Annotated in this window: 17 protein-coding genes; 4 read left to right on the top strand and 13 right to left on the bottom strand. The window is 40.3% G+C overall.

Features of this window, described 5'->3' with window-relative positions; all coding sequences use genetic code 11:
* Positions 1-62: 62 nt before the first annotated feature.
* From rsgA to ACT8YW_RS03855, 5 genes are all read right to left on the bottom strand, one after another.
* Entirely contained in the window at positions 63-995 is a 933-nt protein-coding gene (rsgA, locus tag ACT8YW_RS03875; RefSeq protein WP_444104064.1) for a ribosome small subunit-dependent GTPase A, read from the bottom strand.
* A gap of 99 nt (positions 996-1,094) precedes the next feature.
* A complete protein-coding gene (gene frr, locus ACT8YW_RS03870; protein WP_004299198.1) occupies positions 1,095-1,655 on the bottom strand; it encodes a ribosome recycling factor in 561 nt (186 codons plus the stop codon).
* Positions 1,656-1,706: 51 nt separating this feature from the next.
* Positions 1,707-2,618, bottom strand: a complete 912-nt coding sequence (locus ACT8YW_RS03865; RefSeq protein ID WP_217723915.1) for an EamA family transporter — start codon at positions 2,616-2,618, stop codon at positions 1,707-1,709.
* A 534-nt stretch (positions 2,619-3,152) separates the two neighbouring features.
* The gene (gene pyrH / locus ACT8YW_RS03860) at positions 3,153-3,863 is read right to left on the bottom strand and encodes a UMP kinase (protein ID WP_444104063.1); all 711 of its coding nucleotides are present in this window, start codon (positions 3,861-3,863) and stop codon (positions 3,153-3,155) included.
* Between the two features lie 54 nt (positions 3,864-3,917).
* The gene (locus ACT8YW_RS03855) at positions 3,918-5,246 is read right to left on the bottom strand and encodes an MATE family efflux transporter (RefSeq protein ID WP_444104062.1); all 1,329 of its coding nucleotides are present in this window, start codon (positions 5,244-5,246) and stop codon (positions 3,918-3,920) included.
* Positions 5,247-5,358: 112 nt separating this feature from the next.
* Here ACT8YW_RS03855 and ACT8YW_RS03850 point away from each other — a divergent pair, with 112 nt between their 5' ends.
* Positions 5,359-6,042 carry a tetratricopeptide repeat protein gene (locus ACT8YW_RS03850; RefSeq protein WP_004306554.1) on the top strand — a complete coding sequence of 228 codons (684 nt, stop codon included), beginning with the start codon at positions 5,359-5,361 and terminating at the stop codon, positions 6,040-6,042.
* A gap of 34 nt (positions 6,043-6,076) precedes the next feature.
* On the opposite strand, the gene ACT8YW_RS03845 is transcribed toward ACT8YW_RS03850, so the two are convergent.
* The 4 genes from ACT8YW_RS03845 to ACT8YW_RS03830 all read right to left on the bottom strand — a co-directional run bounded on the left by ACT8YW_RS03845 (position 6,077) and on the right by ACT8YW_RS03830 (position 8,953).
* Complete coding sequence (locus ACT8YW_RS03845) at positions 6,077-7,369, bottom strand: zinc-dependent metalloproteinase lipoprotein (protein ID WP_444104061.1); 1,293 nt, start codon at positions 7,367-7,369, stop codon at positions 6,077-6,079.
* A gap of 66 nt (positions 7,370-7,435) precedes the next feature.
* Entirely contained in the window at positions 7,436-8,194 is a 759-nt protein-coding gene (locus tag ACT8YW_RS03840; protein ID WP_444104060.1) for a biotin--[acetyl-CoA-carboxylase] ligase, read from the bottom strand.
* Positions 8,178-8,534, bottom strand: a complete 357-nt coding sequence (locus ACT8YW_RS03835; RefSeq protein WP_004307924.1) for an MmcQ/YjbR family DNA-binding protein — start codon at positions 8,532-8,534, stop codon at positions 8,178-8,180. The genes ACT8YW_RS03840 and ACT8YW_RS03835 overlap by 17 nt, the downstream gene beginning before the upstream one ends.
* 53 nt (positions 8,535-8,587) lie before the next feature.
* Entirely contained in the window at positions 8,588-8,953 is a 366-nt protein-coding gene (locus ACT8YW_RS03830) for a YraN family protein (protein WP_117934355.1), read from the bottom strand.
* Between the two features lie 67 nt (positions 8,954-9,020).
* Between ACT8YW_RS03830 and ACT8YW_RS03825 the strand changes: the two genes are divergently transcribed.
* Both ACT8YW_RS03825 and ACT8YW_RS03820 read left to right on the top strand, forming a co-directional pair.
* On the top strand, positions 9,021-9,254 hold the full coding sequence (locus ACT8YW_RS03825) for a hypothetical protein (protein ID WP_004299215.1): 234 nt from the start codon (positions 9,021-9,023) through the stop codon (positions 9,252-9,254).
* Between the two features lie 42 nt (positions 9,255-9,296).
* Entirely contained in the window at positions 9,297-9,734 is a 438-nt protein-coding gene (locus ACT8YW_RS03820; protein WP_004299216.1) for a nucleoside deaminase, read from the top strand.
* 15 nt (positions 9,735-9,749) lie between these two features.
* Here the strand turns inward: ACT8YW_RS03820 and ACT8YW_RS03815 are convergent, their stop codons facing one another.
* From ACT8YW_RS03815 to ACT8YW_RS03805, 3 genes are all read right to left on the bottom strand, one after another.
* Positions 9,750-10,040 carry a DUF4834 family protein gene (locus tag ACT8YW_RS03815; RefSeq protein WP_444104059.1) on the bottom strand — a complete coding sequence of 97 codons (291 nt, stop codon included), beginning with the start codon at positions 10,038-10,040 and terminating at the stop codon, positions 9,750-9,752.
* 67 nt (positions 10,041-10,107) lie between these two features.
* Positions 10,108-10,815: a CDP-diacylglycerol--serine O-phosphatidyltransferase gene (pssA, locus tag ACT8YW_RS03810; protein WP_004306563.1), complete on the bottom strand. Its 708-nt coding sequence runs from the start codon at positions 10,813-10,815 to the stop codon at positions 10,108-10,110.
* A gap of 10 nt (positions 10,816-10,825) precedes the next feature.
* Positions 10,826-11,512 carry a phosphatidylserine decarboxylase family protein gene (locus ACT8YW_RS03805; RefSeq protein ID WP_004299219.1) on the bottom strand — a complete coding sequence of 229 codons (687 nt, stop codon included), beginning with the start codon at positions 11,510-11,512 and terminating at the stop codon, positions 10,826-10,828.
* Positions 11,513-11,673: 161 nt separating this feature from the next.
* Here ACT8YW_RS03805 and dnaE point away from each other — a divergent pair, with 161 nt between their 5' ends.
* Positions 11,674-15,480, top strand: coding sequence for a DNA polymerase III subunit alpha (gene dnaE, locus ACT8YW_RS03800; protein ID WP_444104058.1), 3,807 nt, complete (start codon positions 11,674-11,676; stop codon positions 15,478-15,480).
* Positions 15,481-15,766: 286 nt separating this feature from the next.
* Here dnaE and ACT8YW_RS03795 read toward each other — a convergent pair whose 3' ends face one another.
* On the bottom strand, positions 15,767-18,109 hold the full coding sequence (locus ACT8YW_RS03795) for a glycoside hydrolase family 3 C-terminal domain-containing protein (protein ID WP_074638008.1): 2,343 nt from the start codon (positions 18,107-18,109) through the stop codon (positions 15,767-15,769).
* Between the last annotated feature and the right edge of the window lie 16 nt (positions 18,110-18,125).

The raw sequence follows: 18,125 nt of genomic DNA, 5'->3' as shown, positions 1-18,125 counted from the left end.
TCAAAGATTAGACTTCTCCCAAAGGGAAAGGTTTAAAGAAGAGAAAAGTAAAAAAGAGTTAATCAGTAGGCGGCCCGGTATTTCCCTTCCTCTTTATCTTCCAACATATTTAGATAAGAGGTATAGCGGGATTCGCTGATGAGATGTTCTTCCACTGCTTTGCGTACGGCACATCCCGGTTCATGACGGTGGGTGCAGTTACCATATTTGCAGTCGGCAGAAATTTTGAATATTTCAGGAAAATAGTGTCCGATCTCTTCTTCCTCCATATCGAATGTGCCGAAGCCTTTGATGCCCGGAGTGTCGATAATATAACCGTTTCCTTCTACGGGAAACATCTCGGAGAAAGTGGTGGTATGCATTCCTTTGTTATGGTAAGAAGAAATCTCGCCGGTTCTGGTTTCTATGCCCGGCAGTATGGAATTGATAAGAGTTGATTTGCCGACTCCCGAATGTCCGGAGAATAAGGTAATTTTGCTTTCCAGAGCTTTCTTGATTTCCGCCACTCCATTACCGTTCTTTGCGGAAACTTTGAAGCAGGGATAGCCGATCTGTGTATATAAGTTGATGAGTGCGTCCAGATAGCGGAGTTCGTCCTCGTCGTAAGCATCTACCTTGTTAAATACCAGTTTGACGGGAACACGATAGGCCTCTGCGGATGCGAGGAATCGATCAATAAAAATAGTGGAAGTTTCGGGATAATTGATCGTTACCACCAGCATACACTGATCGAGATTGGCGGCAAGGATGTGGGATTGTTTGGAAAGATTGGAAGAACGGCGAACGATGTAGTTCTTTCTATCTTCTATTTCGCTGATAAAAGCAGTGCCTTCCTGATTAAGTATAATCTGAACACGATCGCCTACTGCTACAGGATTAGTGCTGCGAATCCCTTTCAGTCGGAAATTACCTTTGATTTTACATTCGATAGATTGTCCGTCATCGGTTTTCACCTGATACCAACTACCCGTGTTTTTGATTACTAATCCCTTCATTTATTTAGTTGATAGTTAATAGTTGATAGTTGAGAATTGGTTGCATTATCCAGTAACTGCATAGTAACTATCAACTCTCAACTATCAATTCTCAACTAATTAAACAGTCATAATTTCTTTATCCTTTTCAGCCAGCATATCATCGATTTGCTTGATATACTTATCATGGATTTTTTGCAGTTTGGCTTCCGCATTCTTCTGTTCGTCTTCTGCCAATCCGTCTTTTACAGCTTTCTTCAGTGCGTCGATACCGTCACGACGAGCGTTACGTACACTAACTTTAGCTGTTTCACCTTCTCCTTTACACTGTTTTGCCAGTTGTTTACGACGTTCTTCCGTCAAAGGAGGAATACCGATACGGATCATTTCACCATTGTTTTCGGGCATGATACCGAGGTCAGAGTCGATGATTGCTTTTTCGATGACACGGAACATGCTTTTATCCCACGGTTTGATTACGATACTGCGGGCGTCCGGAGTGGTAATTGCTGCTACATTGCTGATAGGCACCATACTTCCGTAAGAATCTACGCGGATACCATCTAATAAGCGGGCACTCGCTTTTCCAGCGCGGATATGTGCCAGTGCTTCTTCCAGATACATGATGGCCATATCCATTTTTTCTTGTGCATTGTCAAGGCAAGTCTTTACATCTACCATATTTTTTGAGATTTAAAATTGCATTTTGATTGATTAAGTAGCAAAAGTATATTATTTTTTGTTCATCTGCAACAGCATTCCCATCTTTTTTATGAGTGACTTACCGATGATAATCAAGGTAACAGCGGTGATAATCATTAAAATACCTACCATTAGCCGGGGAGTCAGTTTTTCGTGAAACAGGAGAACACCGAAAAATAGAGCTGTCACCGGTTCCAGAGCACCCAGTATGGCTGTTGGAGTAGAGCCTATATAATGGATGGCTAGTGCGGTACAGATCAGAGATACGGCAGTTGGCAGAATGGCTAGTGTCAGCACGTCGGCCCAGAGCCAGGCTGACGGTATTATTTGCAGTTCCGTACAAAAATTTAAACGGACGATATAAACCGATAGTCCGAACAAAATGGCGTAGAATGTGAGCTTGGTGGTCGGCAGGTTTTTCAGCGTCGAACGGTTCACACCTACTATATATATAGCATAAGAGAGTGAGGACAGCAGAACAAAGATAATTCCCAAAGTCGACAGCGGTTTGTTTCCGTCTCCCTGATAGAGCAAGGCGATACCAGAAAGTGCCAGCAGGATGGAAAAAACGGTAATTGCGGAAATCTTTTCTTTGAAGAATATCCCCATAATGACTGCTACCATCACCGGATAGACAAAGAGAATGGTAGAAGCAATACCGGCATCCATATAATTATAGCTCATAAACAAAAGTAGTGATGAAAAAGAGAATAGCAATCCCATAATGACTAAGGGCAAGACGTCTGCCTTGTGAAGCGCAAAAGACTGGTGCTGCATTTTCATCAGAATACCCAATACGATTGTCGCAAAGAAGTACCGGTAGAATAAAACGGTATCGACACTCATTCCGGCTGCATAGAGCGGAAGTGCAAAAAGAGGATTCATACCGTAGCTGGCAGCGGCAATCGCTCCATAGATAAAACCTTTGGTTTTGTTGGTCATTGTTCTATTTTTTATTGGCGTGCAAAAGTACGCAGTTCACCAATGATAAACAAGCGTTTAGGCGGTTGATAGTATAATTTAATCTTTCGTATGCTAAAAACTATTTCTTAGTAAAGAGGATACTAATCTTGTTTATGCATAAAATTAATCGTCTGACTATAGTTAAACTTGCGTCTGACTACTGTTGAACTTTCGTCTGACTATTGTCAGACGAAAAAGAATCAACTGTCAGACGATTAATTTTATTCGATCGGGAGATTAGTTATATGCAGTCTGCGGGATAATTAACAGGCAATAGTCAATCAGATCCCAAACGGGATAATGTTAATCCCTGTTCAATCAATAACTCTGTATAATATGCTTGATAAGTAGCCGTTCATTTCTACATAATATTTGAAAAAATAAAGTGCGAATTTTGCAGTATAGCTTTGATTAAGACTATTATTGCAAAATTCGCACCTCTTATTTCTAAATGAATAATCGATTCTTATCGGAGCATTGTTCGATAGAGAAATGAATGTTAATAGTGGTAAATTAGTTATGTACTAACGTACCTATCTCTTCTCCGCTGATTACTTTCTTTAAGTTACCTACTGTGTCCATATCAAAAACGACGATAGGCAGGTTATTTTCTTTGCACATACAGGTCGCAGTTAAATCCATAACTTTCAGACCACGTTTCAACACTTCATCATACGTAATATCATCGAATTTGGTTGCGGTAGGATCTTTTTCAGGATCAGCTGTGTAAATGCCATCTACGCGAGTACCTTTCAGCATAACGTCTGCTTCGATTTCTATCCCTCTAAGTGAAGAACCGGTATCTGTAGTAAAGAAAGGATTTCCTGTTCCTGCAGACATGATGACCACTTCACCGTTTTCCATACATTCGATGGCTTTCCATTTACTGTAGAATTCACCGATAGGTTCCATTCGTACTGCTGTCAATACACGTGCTTTTACACCGATAGCTACAAGGGCAGAACTTAGAGCAAGGCTATTGATAACGGTAGCCAACATTCCCATTTGGTCACCTTTCACACGGTCAAAACCTTTATTGGCTCCGCTTAATCCGCGGAATATATTACCTCCTCCGATGACGATACCAATCTGTACCCCTTGTTCGTGGATTTCTTTGATTTGTTGAGCATATTCTGCCAGTCTTTTTTCGTCAATGCCGTATTGCTTTTCGCCCATCAAGCTCTCTCCACTGAGCTTTAGTAAGATTCTTTTATACTTTGCCATACCTTTTGCTTTTTATTGTTTGCCGCAAATATAGAGATAATTTATCGGATAGCCTCACTGGGATGCGATTACTTTTTTCATTATTTGCCTTCCCAAAAAGGTTTGTACAACTCCTCGCAGGGAAAGATAAATGAGAAAAGCCAGCCACAGGGCGTGATTTCCCAGGAGAGGATGGAAAGCGTAATATACTCCGAAGAAGCTGGCGGAGGCGACTAACATGGAGTAAAGCATCTGACGGGTAGCGGTGGCACCAATAAATACTCCATCCCACAGGAAAGCAGAAAAACCAGCTAGCGGAATGATAAGTGCCCAGTAAAAATAAGTGTCTGAAGCGTTGATTACCGAAGTGTCATTGGTTAGTAGGCCCAGAAATTCTTTTCCACCGATTGCATAAAGGATGGTGAATATCAATGAAAGACCCAATCCCCAATAGAAAAGGTGGTGTACTGTGTTGCGTAAGGCTGTTTGATTCTTGGCACCTATGTAACGGCCGGCCAGTGCTTCACCGGCATAAGCAAATCCGTCCATGATGTAAGAAAACAGAGTGAATAGTTGCATGAGCAAGGTGTTTACGGCTAATACAATTTCTCCTTGGGCGGCTCCTGCAGAGGTGAAAAACATGGTGACCACAACCAGGCAAAGGGTACGGAAGAAGATATCCCGGTTGACTTGGAAGAAACGGTACATGGCTTGTTTCTGTATAATTTCTTTCCATACGATCCGCTTTCTTAGTGCACTATAATAGCGCATATATAGCAATATGGCCATGAAGAAACCTGCATATTGGGCTATTAAAGTTCCTGTTGCCACTCCTGCCACTTTCATATCCAGCAAGTAGACAAAGGATAGGCTGGCTATAATATTAACAATATTTTGGGTAATAGCGATATACATGGGAAAGCGTGAATTCTGCATTCCGATAAACCAACCGGCGAATCCATAAAGTCCTAATGTGGCGGGAGCTCCCCAGATACAGATATAGAAATAAGTGGTTGCCAGCTGCTCGACTTCCGGTGTGGTTTGTATCAGGGTGAATGCCAATTTCAGGATAGGGTATTGGAGTATCAACAGGCAAAGAGCTATAAACAATCCTACGCCAACGGAACGTAACAGTAACCGGGTGATTTCATTTAGATCATGCTGGCCATACGCTTGTGAGGTCATGCCACTCGTTCCCATGCGCAGGAATCCGAAAATCCAATAGATAATATTGAACAACATTCCCCCTACAGCGATGGCTCCAATGTAGGCCGGAGAACCGAGGTGTCCTACGATGGTAACATCAATAAGTCCCAGTAGCGGGACGGTAATATTTGATATAATCGATGGTATGGCTATCCGTAATATTCGTTTGTTTTCGGAGGATTGTTTTTTATCTATCATTTTATAGAAACACTTTTATCAAATTGATTGTTCTTTTCGTCCACAAAGGTACATTTTTTATTTTTTTGTTGTATCTTTGTGAATCACGAACTAAATAGCAATCAGATGGATTATGAGGACCTTAACTATTTTTCTTATCTCTTTATTCTCACTGCCGCTGGCGCTGAATGCACAGTCGGTTGATGAGATGTTGCAGAAAGTATCTGCCGCCATTGAGGCTGGGCAGAATGGACAGGCTGTGAGCTATTTCCGGCAGACTATTCCTCTGAATATAGACCGTACGGAAATGTATTATTGGACGAATGTAGACAAGAATAGTGAAATTAGCTCCAAACTGGCTACAGAATTAGCTCTCGCCTATAAAAAGAAACGGAATTACGACAAAGCTTATTTGTTCTACAAAGAGTTGCTGCAAAAGGACCCAAATAATGTAGATTGTTTGGAAACATGTGCGGAAATGCAAGTGTGCCGCGGACAAGAAAAAGATGCTTTGCGTATGTACGAAAAAATATTGCAACTCGATGCGGATAATCTGGCTGCTAATATCTTTTTAGGAAACTATTATTATTTGATGGCAGAGCAGGAGAAGAAAAAGTTAGAAACGGATTACAAGAAACTTCCTTCTCCCACTAAAATGCAATATGCCCGCTATCGGGATGGATTATCGAAGTTGTTTACTACCCGGTATGAGAAAGCGCGTAACTCTTTACAGAAAGTTGTTCTACGTTTTCCATCGACAGAAGCTCAAAAGACATTGGATAAGATATTGAGAATAGAAAAAGAGGTGAATCGCTAAGCGGTTCACCTCTTTTTCTATTATATTCAATTTGTTATTTTATAGTTCGTATTGGCAAATCCAAAGGTCCTTCATTAAATGCACGAGTATTAATGTCTCCTTTCTTTGGTCCGGGTATTAACGGACTATAGGATAAGACATGTCTGATACGTTCACGTTGATTTTGAGTGAATTGATTTGAGTAGCTAATAGCATAATCCATGATATTATAAGAGATAAACTCTATACCATCACATCCTGTTCGTTTTACCAAATTTTCAAATGTGTATTTTGCTCTCTCATTTTCATATATGTAATCACAATTACTATCATACTCTTGTTTATTATAGCTTTTAGTATCTTTGCAATAATCTGTATCTTCACACGTACCATTATTTGTTTCGGCAAAGACATGATGCAGTCCCAGGTAATGTCCTAATTCATGAGCTAGCGTGACAGTAACGTCTGCTGTGTTATATTTTGTTGAAGTAGATTCTTCATTAATATATAGGCTATTAATAGAGACACATAGTGGGAATTGTAAATTTGCTAATGTTAGATGAGAGTAGTCTGTTTCACCAAGCCCTTCTAAATAATGCTTGCCTTTAGTAGAAAAAGGAATATGGGAGATACCTAATGTTATTGAATTTGAATTAGGTTCGGTTGCAAAATTATAAACCATAATATTAATATATGAGTTTGGATCCCATAAGTATTTTACATATTCTCCCGAATTATCCTCCATAAAAGCTTCACAGTCGATAGGGTATGATTCTGGCCATTGGATATATTCTACACCAGGATTGGGTAATGTTTCTCCATTTTTATCTGTTGTTGCCAATGTAAAAGTGAGATTCATATCTACACTGTTGTTCTTGCTTTTATACAGACTGTTCACTTTGTCTAGTATATGGGATAAACGGCTTGAATTTACTTTCTGTAGAGAATTTCCATCTTCTTTATACAATACATGAAAGATTACAGGGATTTTATAATGATATTCTTCAGCTGTATTGATAGAGCCATTTTGGATGATTTGAACAGTTTTGTTAACCTTATGACTTATAATAGTGACAGTTGCTGTTCTGGAATTGGATTCCAGATTTGCATTAATAGATAAGATTAACTTTCCATCGTTCTCTCCTTTTTGTGTATTAGGAATACACCATTGTTTATTACTTGTTACAGTCCATGAAGAACTGCATGTAATATCTATCGTTAATGATTCACCGCTTGCGCTGATGTTATCAAACTTCGATTCTGATATATTCAATGTTGCAGAATCTGAATCATCGCATCCTATTAATATCCATAACAATGAAAGGAGGAAAATAAGTTTTGTTTTCATAAATGAAAGAGTTTTATATAAAAACGTACGTTCCAAAGATAATGTTTTGATCTGGAATAAGATAGCTTATTTCAGTAAATATTCTACCTCCTTAAACATATAGCCTCTTTTGTTTAGTATTTCATCTTCCAGTATTAATCTTCCTTCGGGTTCTACACAAATGATTCGTGCAAGAAATTCACCGTTGGCATCTTTAAAACGATGCATTCCTTCCTTTCTGAAAAGAGACATTTCATATTGGCAGACTATTGATTCCGTATTGCCTTTTTTAAGTAAACTATAATAAGATTGGATACGCAATACGATGTTCTTCAGTATTTCAAATAGATCGAACTCTTTTCCTGTAATTTGTCGCAGTGAAACAGGATTAGGGGCAGAACTGTGAAACGTTTCCTGATTAATATTGATTCCAATCCCTGCTATACTTTGACTGATATTCCGTCCCATCAGATCGTTTTCTATCAACATTCCACATATTTTCTTTTCTTTCCAATAAATATCGTTCGGCCATTTGATAGAGATATCGGTGGTATAGGTATCCAGTTCTTCCTTAATAGCCAAAGAAATAATCTGTGAAATGAGAAACTGGCGTCGTGCTTCCAGGAATTCAGGGAAGATGACGGTGCTGAAAAGAAGATTCTTACCGGAATCTGATTCCCAAGAGTTGCCGCGTTGTCCACGACCGGAAGTCTGAAAGTCGGCGACTACGACAGTGAGTTCTTCCATTTTCTGTTTAGAACAGAGAGACTGCAGATAGTTGTTGGTAGAATTAGTCTCGCTGATATGAATCAATGGAACCGGGAATATATCAGGGGAGGGCATCATATTCTGCGCGTAACTTTTTAGTAAATTTCTTGATTACCTCATCATAAGAGTGATCGATAAGTTCTTTCATCAGTTTATCGTCTACGTCACTCTCAAAACGAACACTGTTCCAGTATTTTTTATTAAAATGATAAGCTCCTTCAATTCCTGAATAATGTTCGCGCAGTTCGATCGCTTTTTCCGGATCACATTTCAATGCAATGTGATTGGCTTCTTCCAAATCGATGAGAGCAAACATTTTGTTCATCACCTTGACAACAAGTGATACATCATCGAAAGGGAAAGACTCGGTAACTCCTTTCTTGTTGAGGCAGTATTCTCTGACAGTTTCTACATTCATAATGATTCGATTATATAATAACTCTATGTATTCTGCATCTTCTATAGTGAACTTTAATATAAAGGAGGATAAAATGCTTCCTCTATGTGTTCAACCTTGAAATTTATCTCATCGCCTACTATCGTAATGATATCAAAGCGTACAGGAAAGTCAATCTGAAACAATCTGATATAGGTATCCGCTGCGCGTACCGTACGTCTTATTTTAGGTAAATCAACGGCGTCTTCCGGCTCTGCAAACAGGGTATTACTGCGGGTTTTCACTTCTACTACAATCAGTTCATTATCCTTTGCTGCTACAATGTCCAGTTCGAAATGTCCTTTTCTCCAGTTCCGGTCACGGATGAGATACCCCTTCTGTTCAAGATAAGCTACGGCGGCATTTTCTCCGGCTTTTCCTAAATCATTATGTTTAGCCATCTTTTTTTGCAAATTTACTGCTTTTATTCTTTGTATTTACAGAAGTAAAAGTAATTTTGCAGAAGATATGAGAAAAAGGAGTAAGAAGTGCCTGAAAATGCATGTCGAGTGTACCAAAAGGGAACGCCGAATGAGCATTTTGTTGAGCGACGAAGAACAGCTGATTGTAGATCGTTATCTGGAGAAATATAAGATAACGAACAAGTCACGTTGGCTTCGTGAGACGATTCTCATGTTTATCCATAAAAATATGGAAGAAGATTATCCGACCCTTTTTGGTGAACATGATATGAGACGATAAGGGGATAATTAAAAAATTATAGATTCAAAATAAAAGGGTGGAATGCTGGACGATATTTACTTCATGAAACAAGCTTTGATAGAGGCAGGAAAGGCTGCCGAGCGGGGGGAAGTTCCCGTTGGAGCTGTCGTGGTTTGTAAGGAGCGGATTATCGCACGTGCCCATAATCTCACAGAAACATTGAATGATGTAACGGCTCATGCCGAGATGCAGGCTATTACAGCTGCTGCCAATGTGCTTGGTGGCAAGTACTTGAACGAATGTACCCTGTATGTCACAGTTGAACCTTGCGTAATGTGTGCCGGAGCTATTGCTTGGGCACAGACTGGTAAGCTTGTATTTGGCGCCGAAGATGAAAAACGCGGCTATCAGAAATATGCCGGTTCGGCTCTACATCCTAAAACGGTGGTTGTAAAAGGGGTAATGGCTGACGAATGTGCTACACTAATGAAAGAGTTCTTTGCTGCGAAACGAAAATAAAAGCAGTATCCTGTTTTATTTGATTTCCTCAAAATCTACATATTCACCATCGTCCTGGGTAAATATTTTTTTATGTCTTTTCTCCGGAACATTCTCGGAATATATTTCCTCTTCATCATCATTTGAACGGCGATCTCTTTGACCATAGTCTTGTTGGCTTGTACGTCCCGATTCCGTTTGTTTCGGGCGTGATGAAGAAGAACCACGTCCTAATCCGAAAATCGTTCTAAGTATGAAGCCGACAATAGAAAGGCCAAATACGAAAATGGCAATAATAAAAATGAGTATGAATAAAAGTATATGCATCGGGCTATGATTTTTATGTTGTTACTTCGATAAAACTCATAGTACAACAAACGTGCCAAGAGATTGTTTATTTACTTTTTCTTGTAAAAAGTGAAAGTAAAATATACCATACAATGATGGCGGCAAAGCTACTGATTCCAAGAAATATAAGGAGAGGAATGCAGATAATCAGGAATATAAAACTGATTTTGTTGTCATTCCATGACAGATTTTTGAATTTCAGCGAAAACATCGGTATTTCTGATACCAGCAGTCCGGAAAACAGACAGACAAGTATAAGAAGGTAGACAGGATGGCAGTTGTCTGATATCAGGAAGTCATGTGCACCCGCCACTAAAGAACCCCAGAACAGAGCGTTGGCGGGAACCGGAAGTCCCACAAAAGAACTGGTCTGTCGCGTGTCATTATTGAATTTAGCCAGGCGCAATGCTGAAAAAACAGAAATCAAGAATGCTAAATAGGGTAGGTAAGGAGCGATGAACTCCATACTTGCCGGATAATACATTTCTTTGAACAGAGAGAATACGATCAGTGAAGGAGCAACTCCAAAACTGACATCATCTGCCAATGAGTCCAAGTCTTTTCCGATAATGGAATGTGCATTGAGCATACGAGCCAACAATCCGTCGAAGAAGTCGAAAATGGAACTTAAAGCAATGAAAAGTAGTGCCAGCTCATATTTGGCTTCAAAAGCCATGACGCAGGCAATACAACCGGAGAAAAGGTTCAGGCAGGTTACGGTATTCGGAATACTGTTTTTAATAACGTTTGTCATTGTGACAGAATTATTTAAGTTTGGCGATAACCGTTTGGTTACCGGTCGTTAATTGTCCCATGCTGACACATACTTCTGTGCCAATGGGTAAATACACATCCACACGGGAACCGAATTTGATAAATCCCATGTGTTCGTCAATATAACATTCTTCTCCTACTTCAGCGTAGGTGACAATACGGCGTGCCACTGCTCCGGCAATTTGCCGGGTGAGTACTTCCACTCCTTCCGGAGTTTCGATTACTACCGTAGAACGTTCGTTTTCTGTGCTGGCTTTCGGCAGCCATGCTTTCATAAAGTTTCCATTATGATGTGCTACCTTTTTAATGGTACCGTCCACCGGATACCAGTTGGCATGTACATTCACAATGCTCATGAAGATGGATATCATTAACCGGCGGTCATGGAAATATTCGTTTTCATCGACTTCCTCGATAACGACGATTTTTCCATCGGCGGGTGCTACGACAATCTTTTCAGTGTCCTGTCCGAAGAGACGGATCGGACATCGAAAGAAATTCACCATCAGCAGATAGACTGCTATACTCGCTACTGCTACCACATAAAATGGTATTTTGCAATCGATCCCCCAATAAAGAGCCGCATTAATCAATAGCAATAGCAAGAAGCTAGCCCATAATATATGTGTTCCTTCGCGGTGAATACGTATTTTCTTCAATTTCTTTAGTCGGCCCATGAATGCTGTTTAATGATATTGTCTGCAAAAATATACTTAATTTAAAAATTCAGCAAGTAAATGAGCATAGAAATGCGAATGTTGATAACTTTTTGAGGATTATTTTTGTTTATAACCCAGGAGGTAGTAATTTTATGCCTTCAAATTAACTACTTATCATTATGCAGGATTTCGTTCATTTACATGTCCATACTCAATATTCTTTGTTGGATGGTCAGGCTAGCGTAGCTCGTCTGGTTGATAAAGCCATGAAGAATGGGATGAAGGGTATAGCCGTGACCGATCATGGAAATATGTTCGGTATCAAGGAATTTACGAACTACGTCAATAAGAAGAACAGCGGTCCGAAAGGTGAAGTCAAGGACCTGAAGAAGCGAATTGCAGGAATTGAGGCCGGCACGGTAGAGTGCGAGGATAAAGAGGCGGAGATTGCTGCTTGCAAAGCTAAGATCGTGGAAGCGGAAAACAAATTATTCAAACCGATCATCGGTTGTGAAATGTATGTGGCCCGCCGTACCATGGACTTGAAAGAAGGCAAGCCCGACCAGAGTGGTTATCACCTGATCGTATTGGCTAAGAATGAAACAGGTTATCACAACCTTATTAAATTAGTATCGCATGCGTGGACGCGCGGTTATTATATGCGTCCGCGTACTGACCGTAGCGAACTGGAAAAATATCACGAAGGACTTATTATTTGTTCAGCCTGTCTCGGTGGTGAGGTGCCGAAACGGATTACTGCCGGGCAATTTGCCGAAGCGGAGGAAGCAATACAATGGTATAAGAACTTGTTTGGCGATGACTACTATCTGGAGTTACAACGCCATAAAGCGACTGTTCCCCGTGCCAATCACGAATGCTACCCGTTGCAGGTGAATGTGAACAAACATTTGATAGAGTATGCTAAGAAATTCAATGTCAAATTGATTTGTACGAATGACGTTCACTTTGTAGATGAAGAGAATGCGGAAGCGCACGACCGTTTGATCTGTTTGAGTACCGGTAAGGATTTGGATGATCCTACTCGTATGCTTTATACCAAACAGGAATGGATGAAGACACGCGAAGAGATGAACGAACTCTTTGCCGACGTGCCCGAAGCATTGAGCAATACTCTGGAGATTCTTGATAAGGTAGAATACTACTCCATCGACCATGCGCCTATCATGCCGACTTTCGCCATTCCCGAAGATTTCGGAACGGAGGAGGGGTATCGGGCGAAGTTTACAGAAAAAGACTTGTTCGACGAGTTTACTCAAGATGAACATGGTAATGTGGTATTAAGTGAAGAGGATGCGAAAGCAAAAATTAAACGCTTGGGTGGTTATGATAAACTTTATCGTATAAAACTTGAAGGAGATTATTTGGCAAAACTGGCTTTTGACGGAGCTAAAAGAATTTATGGTGAACCTCTAACGGAAGAAGTCAAAGAACGAATGAACTTCGAATTGTACATCATGAAAACGATGGGTTTCCCCGGATACTTCTTGATTGTACAGGACTTTATCAATGCGGCACGTAAGGAACTGGGTGTGTCGGTAGGTCCGGGACGTGGTTCGGCAGCAGGTTCAGCAGTGGCTTATTGTTTGGGTATTACGAAGATAGACCCTATCCAATATGATTTGCTGTTTGAACGTTTCTTGAATCCAGACCGTATTTCCTTGCCCGATATTGATGTGGACTTTGATGATGACGGTCGTGGTGAGGTACTTCGTTGGGTGACAAATAAATATGGTCAGGAAAAAGTTGCTCATATTATTACGTATGGTACTATGGCGACAAAGATGGCTATTAAGGATGTCGCGCGTGTACAAAAGTTACCTTTGTCAGAATCCGATCGTTTGTGTAAACTGGTTCCTGACAAGATTCCTGACAAGAAACTTAATTTGCCGAATGCCATTGCTTATGTTCCTGAATTGCAAGCAGCGGAAGCGTCATCCGATCCTCTGTTGCGGGATACGATCAAGTATGCCAAAATGCTCGAAGGCAACGTGCGTGGTACGGGTGTACATGCCTGCGGTACGATTATCTGTCGTGACGATATCACCGACTGGGTACCTGTCAGTACTGCTGATGATAAGGAAACGGGTGAAAAGATGCTTGTCACGCAGTATGAAGGTTCGGTCATTGAAGATACCGGGTTGATTAAGATGGACTTCCTCGGTCTGAAAACTTTGTCTATCATTAAAGAGGCCGTTGAAAATATCCGTTTAAGTCGTAATATTGAGGTAGATGTCGACGCAATAGATATCTCTGATCCGGCTACTTATAAATTATATAGTGACGGACGTACGATTGGTACATTCCAGTTTGAATCTGCCGGTATGCAGAAGTACCTGCGTGAATTGCAGCCTTCTACATTCGAAGATTTGATTGCCATGAATGCCCTCTATCGTCCGGGACCTATGGATTATATACCTGATTTTATTGATCGTAAACATGGACGCAAACCGATTGAGTATGATATTCCGATAATGGAGAAATACTTGAAGGATACGTATGGTATTACGGTCTATCAGGAACAGGTGATGCTTTTGTCACGCTTATTGGCCGACTTTACCCGTGGTGAGTCCGATGCCCTTCGTAAAGCGATGGGTAAGAAGCTGCGTGACAAGCTGGATCACATGAAACCTAAATTTGTTGAAGGCGGACGAAAGAATGGACATGACCCGAAAGTGCTTGAGAAGATTTGGACAGACTGGGAAAAATTCGCGTCTTATGCTTTCAATAAATCACATGCTACTTGTTATTCGTGGGTGGCTTACCAAACAGCCTATCTGAAAGCCAATTACCCTCCTGAATATATGGCAGCTGTCATGAGCCGAAGTTTGTCGAACATTACCGATATCACGAAACTTATGGACGAATGTAAGGCAATGGGTATTCAGACACTGGGACCAGATGTAAATGAGAGTAACCTGAAGTTTACCGTAAACCATGACGGTGATATTCGTTTCGGACTTGGGGCCGTCAAAGGTGTAGGTGAAGCTGCTGTACAAAGCATAATGGAGGAACGGCGTAAAAATGGTCCTTTCCTCGGAATCTTTGATTTTGTGCAACGTGTCAATCTCAATGCCTGCAACAAGAAGAATATGGAATGTCTGGCATTAGCCGGAGGATTTGATAGTTTCCCGGAACTGAAACGGGAACAATATTTTGCTGTAAACTCTAAGGGAGAAGTTTTCCTGGAAACATTAATGCGTTATGGTAACCGTTATCAGGCAGATAAAGCGGCTGCCGTCAATTCTCTGTTCGGTGGTGAAAACGTTATTGATGTTGCAACTCCTGAAATACCTCAAGGGGTAGAACGCTGGAGTGATCTTGACCGTCTGAACCGTGAACGTGATTTGGTTGGTATCTATCTTTCCGCTCACCCGTTGGATGAATTTTCTATCGTATTGGAACATGTTTGCAATACACGTATGGCAGATTTGGAAGATAAAGCTGCCCTTGTGGGTCGTGAAATAACGATGGGAGGAATTGTGACCAGTGTTCGTCGTGGAGTCAGCAAGAATGGAAATCCGTATGGTATCGCCAAGATTGAGGACTATTCCGGTTCTACCGAAATTCCATTCTGGGGAAACGACTGGGTGACTTATCAGGGATATCTCAATGAAGGGACGTTCTTGTATATCAAGGCACGCTGTCAGGCCAAGCAATGGCGGCAGGATGAACTGGAAGTGAAAATCACCTCTATGGAACTTCTTCCCGACGTGAAAGAAGAACTGGTGCAGAAGATCACGATCGTCATTCCCCTGTCTGTCTTGAACTCGGCCTTGGTCACTGAACTAGCTACTCTGACGAAAGAACATCCGGGAAATACGGAACTATACTTCAAGGTGACAGATGATGCTGATATAACTCATATGTCGGTTGATTTGATTTCCCGTCCGGTTAGACTTTCAGTAGGCCGAGATTTAATAACATATTTAAAGGAACGTCCCGAACTGGGATTTCATATAAATTGAGTATTTAATAATAATCAGTCATACATAATTTATTTCAATGATAATTAGATTGTCTATTAGTTATTATTGATTGAAGTAAATTGTGAATACATTTGGATAGAGAAAGCGAAGGGAGACAAATGTTGTGTAAAAGCACTTGTCTCCCTTTCTTTATTTATAGTTTTATGTTTATATAATAATGAGGGTCTTTTACAGTAAAACTGAGGTGTTCTTACCAATTAAATAGAGTAAAGTGTTGGTTGTCTGTTATGGGTAAACTTAGTAATCATAACACATTGGAATATTGTTAATTACTTAAACGTCTAAAAACGGTTCGTTGTTTTAAAATATCATTTACATTTTTTTTCTGCATATCAACATTTGCCTCTAAGACGGCTTTGATATCTTTGGAAGAAGTTCCCAATTTGAATTGATAAATGCCGGTATCAATCACCCATGAATGGGATGTTTCTTCATAAGATGCTAAGTCTGTAGCTTTCACCTTTAAGGCAACAACTATCTTTTCTCCCGGTTTCAAGCTCGTTGTTTTAGCGAAATCTTTTAGTTCTTTTTCAGGCTTGGACAAGGTTTTACTGTGCGGTGCTGAAACATACAATTGTACAACTTCCTTTCCCTCATAATTACCCTTGTTTGTTACCTCAATTGTTATGGTGAAAATACCATCTTTTTGTTCTAATTTGGGGTTTGAATATTCAAAGGTAGTGTAAGAGAGCCCGTAACCGAAGGGATAGGAAACTTTTTTGTCGTATGTATCAAAGTAGCGGTATCCTACATAAATATCTTCCTCATAATTTGTGTAATCCCAATTCTTAATTTCGTCCTTTTTTGCACCATGATCATCTAAATTCAAATCTCCAGTTTTTCCTTCTGTTGGGAAATTGTTGGCAGATGATACATCTTCATAGCAAACAGGAAAGCTCATTGTCAATTTTCCGGAAGGAGATACTTTGCCACTTAAAATATCGGATACACTATTACCTCCTTCTTGTCCGGCTTGCCAAGCTAAGAGTATAGCATCCGGCATATTTTTCCATGAAGCTGTTTCAATAACCCCGCCGATATTTAATACTACAACCACTTTTTTTCCTTGTGCATGAAATGTTGTACAAACATTTTCCAGCATTTTCTTTTCAGATGGTTTCAGATTGAAGTCTTCGAGTGTACGGTCCACAAATTCACCAGAGGTTCGTCCCAATGTAATCAATGCAACGTCTGTTTCTTCGGCCAGTTTTTTAAGTTCGTCAGAGGTGAAAGATAATTCGTTAGGACGAGGTACTGGCATATAAGAAGCTATCTTATCTTTAGGTTGTTTTCTTTGCCGATTGACTGATGTAATATGTTGTTCATAATTTTTTCTCAAATCATCATTCAGTATATATCCGGCCTTTTTTAAACCATCAAGTAACGAAACGGTATAGGCGCGGTTCACATTTCCCGAGCCGGTGCCACCTGCTATGAAATCATAAGAAGTACAACCAAACAATGCTATTCTTTTTATTTGGTTGGAAAACGGCAATATCTGTTTTTCATTTTTAAGCAATACCATTCCTTCTGTAGCTGATTGTCGTGTCACTATGGCGTGAGCTTTCAAATCTGGTTTGTTTGAGTATTTATATCCTTTGAAACGAGGAGTCTCTAATATCATTTCCAATATTCTCTTCACATTTCTATCCAATATAGTCTCATCCAATTTTCCTTCGCGTAATGCCTTGATAATCATATTATACTGCTTGGACGTTCCCGGTTGAAGCATGTCGTTTCCTGCTTCCATCTGTGCAACAGCATTTGTACCACCGAACCAGTCTGTCATGACTAATCCTCCGAAACCCCATTCATCTCGTAGGAGGGTAGTGAGTAACTCTTTATTTTCCGAAGCATAAACCCCATTCAGGTAGTTGTAAGATGACATTACAGTCCATGGCTTTGCTTCAGTTACTGCTATTTCAAAACCTTTCAGATAAATTTCTCTTAAAGCCCTTTGACTGACATGAGCATCGTTAGACATACGATTACTTTCCTGATTATTTACGGCAAAGTGTTTGATAGAGGTTCCCACTCCATTGCTTTGTACCCCACGTATATAGGCTGCAGCTATCTTACCGGATACTACAGGATCTTCCGAATAATACTCAAAATTACGCCCACAAAGCGGATTACGATGAATGTTCAGAGCCGGAGCTAACAATACGTCTGCTCCATATTCTAATACTTCATTACCAATGGCTTGTCCCACATTCTCTACCAATTCTTTATTCCAGGTAGATGCCAATAAAGTTCCAATTGGAAAATGGGTACAATAATAAGTGGCTGTATCATTTTCGCGTGTAGCAGAGATGCGAAGACCCGCAGGACCGTCCGCCAATACTACAGCCGGAATGCCTAGCCGAGGAATAGGATAGGTAGTTCCCGCTGCACCGGGTACTATGCTTTGTGTTTCACCAATTACGGCACTATCGCCAGAGGAATTTTTCATTCCTGTACCTATAACGAAATGTGCTTTCTCTTCTAGTGTCATTGCTGCAATTACTTCATTTAATGAAGCTTCTCCCAATTGTGGGACAGGAGGCCTGCATGCTGTAAAAAACAACATACCAGTAACGGCCATTCCTAAAAGTCTAACTTTTATCATAAGATTGTTTTAATGA

Source organism: Bacteroides sp. (genome assembly GCF_052357945.1).
Lineage (GTDB): Bacteria > Bacteroidota > Bacteroidia > Bacteroidales > Bacteroidaceae > Bacteroides.
Note: the sequence above shows the minus strand (reverse complement) of the source record. Positions and strands in the feature narration are given on the sequence as shown.

Coding starts and splice junctions, on each gene's coding strand:
- dnaE (WP_444104058.1), top strand. CDS start 11,674: ATGCAGGATTTCGTTCATTTACATGTCCATACTCAATATTCTTTGTTG.
- ACT8YW_RS03855 (WP_444104062.1), bottom strand. CDS start 5,246: ATGATAGATAAAAAACAATCCTCCGAAAACAAACGAATATTACGGATA.
- rsgA (WP_444104064.1), bottom strand. CDS start 995: ATGAAGGGATTAGTAATCAAAAACACGGGTAGTTGGTATCAGGTGAAA.
- ACT8YW_RS03795 (WP_074638008.1), bottom strand. CDS start 18,109: ATGATAAAAGTTAGACTTTTAGGAATGGCCGTTACTGGTATGTTGTTT.
- pssA (WP_004306563.1), bottom strand. CDS start 10,815: ATGACAAACGTTATTAAAAACAGTATTCCGAATACCGTAACCTGCCTG.
- ACT8YW_RS03815 (WP_444104059.1), bottom strand. CDS start 10,040: ATGCATATACTTTTATTCATACTCATTTTTATTATTGCCATTTTCGTA.
- ACT8YW_RS03805 (WP_004299219.1), bottom strand. CDS start 11,512: ATGGGCCGACTAAAGAAATTGAAGAAAATACGTATTCACCGCGAAGGA.
- pyrH (WP_444104063.1), bottom strand. CDS start 3,863: ATGGCAAAGTATAAAAGAATCTTACTAAAGCTCAGTGGAGAGAGCTTG.
- ACT8YW_RS03830 (WP_117934355.1), bottom strand. CDS start 8,953: ATGGCTAAACATAATGATTTAGGAAAAGCCGGAGAAAATGCCGCCGTA.
- ACT8YW_RS03820 (WP_004299216.1), top strand. CDS start 9,297: ATGCTGGACGATATTTACTTCATGAAACAAGCTTTGATAGAGGCAGGA.
- ACT8YW_RS03825 (WP_004299215.1), top strand. CDS start 9,021: ATGAGAAAAAGGAGTAAGAAGTGCCTGAAAATGCATGTCGAGTGTACC.
- frr (WP_004299198.1), bottom strand. CDS start 1,655: ATGGTAGATGTAAAGACTTGCCTTGACAATGCACAAGAAAAAATGGAT.
- ACT8YW_RS03835 (WP_004307924.1), bottom strand. CDS start 8,534: ATGAATGTAGAAACTGTCAGAGAATACTGCCTCAACAAGAAAGGAGTT.
- ACT8YW_RS03865 (WP_217723915.1), bottom strand. CDS start 2,618: ATGACCAACAAAACCAAAGGTTTTATCTATGGAGCGATTGCCGCTGCC.
- ACT8YW_RS03850 (WP_004306554.1), top strand. CDS start 5,359: ATGAGGACCTTAACTATTTTTCTTATCTCTTTATTCTCACTGCCGCTG.
- ACT8YW_RS03840 (WP_444104060.1), bottom strand. CDS start 8,194: ATGATGCCCTCCCCTGATATATTCCCGGTTCCATTGATTCATATCAGC.
- ACT8YW_RS03845 (WP_444104061.1), bottom strand. CDS start 7,369: ATGAAAACAAAACTTATTTTCCTCCTTTCATTGTTATGGATATTAATA.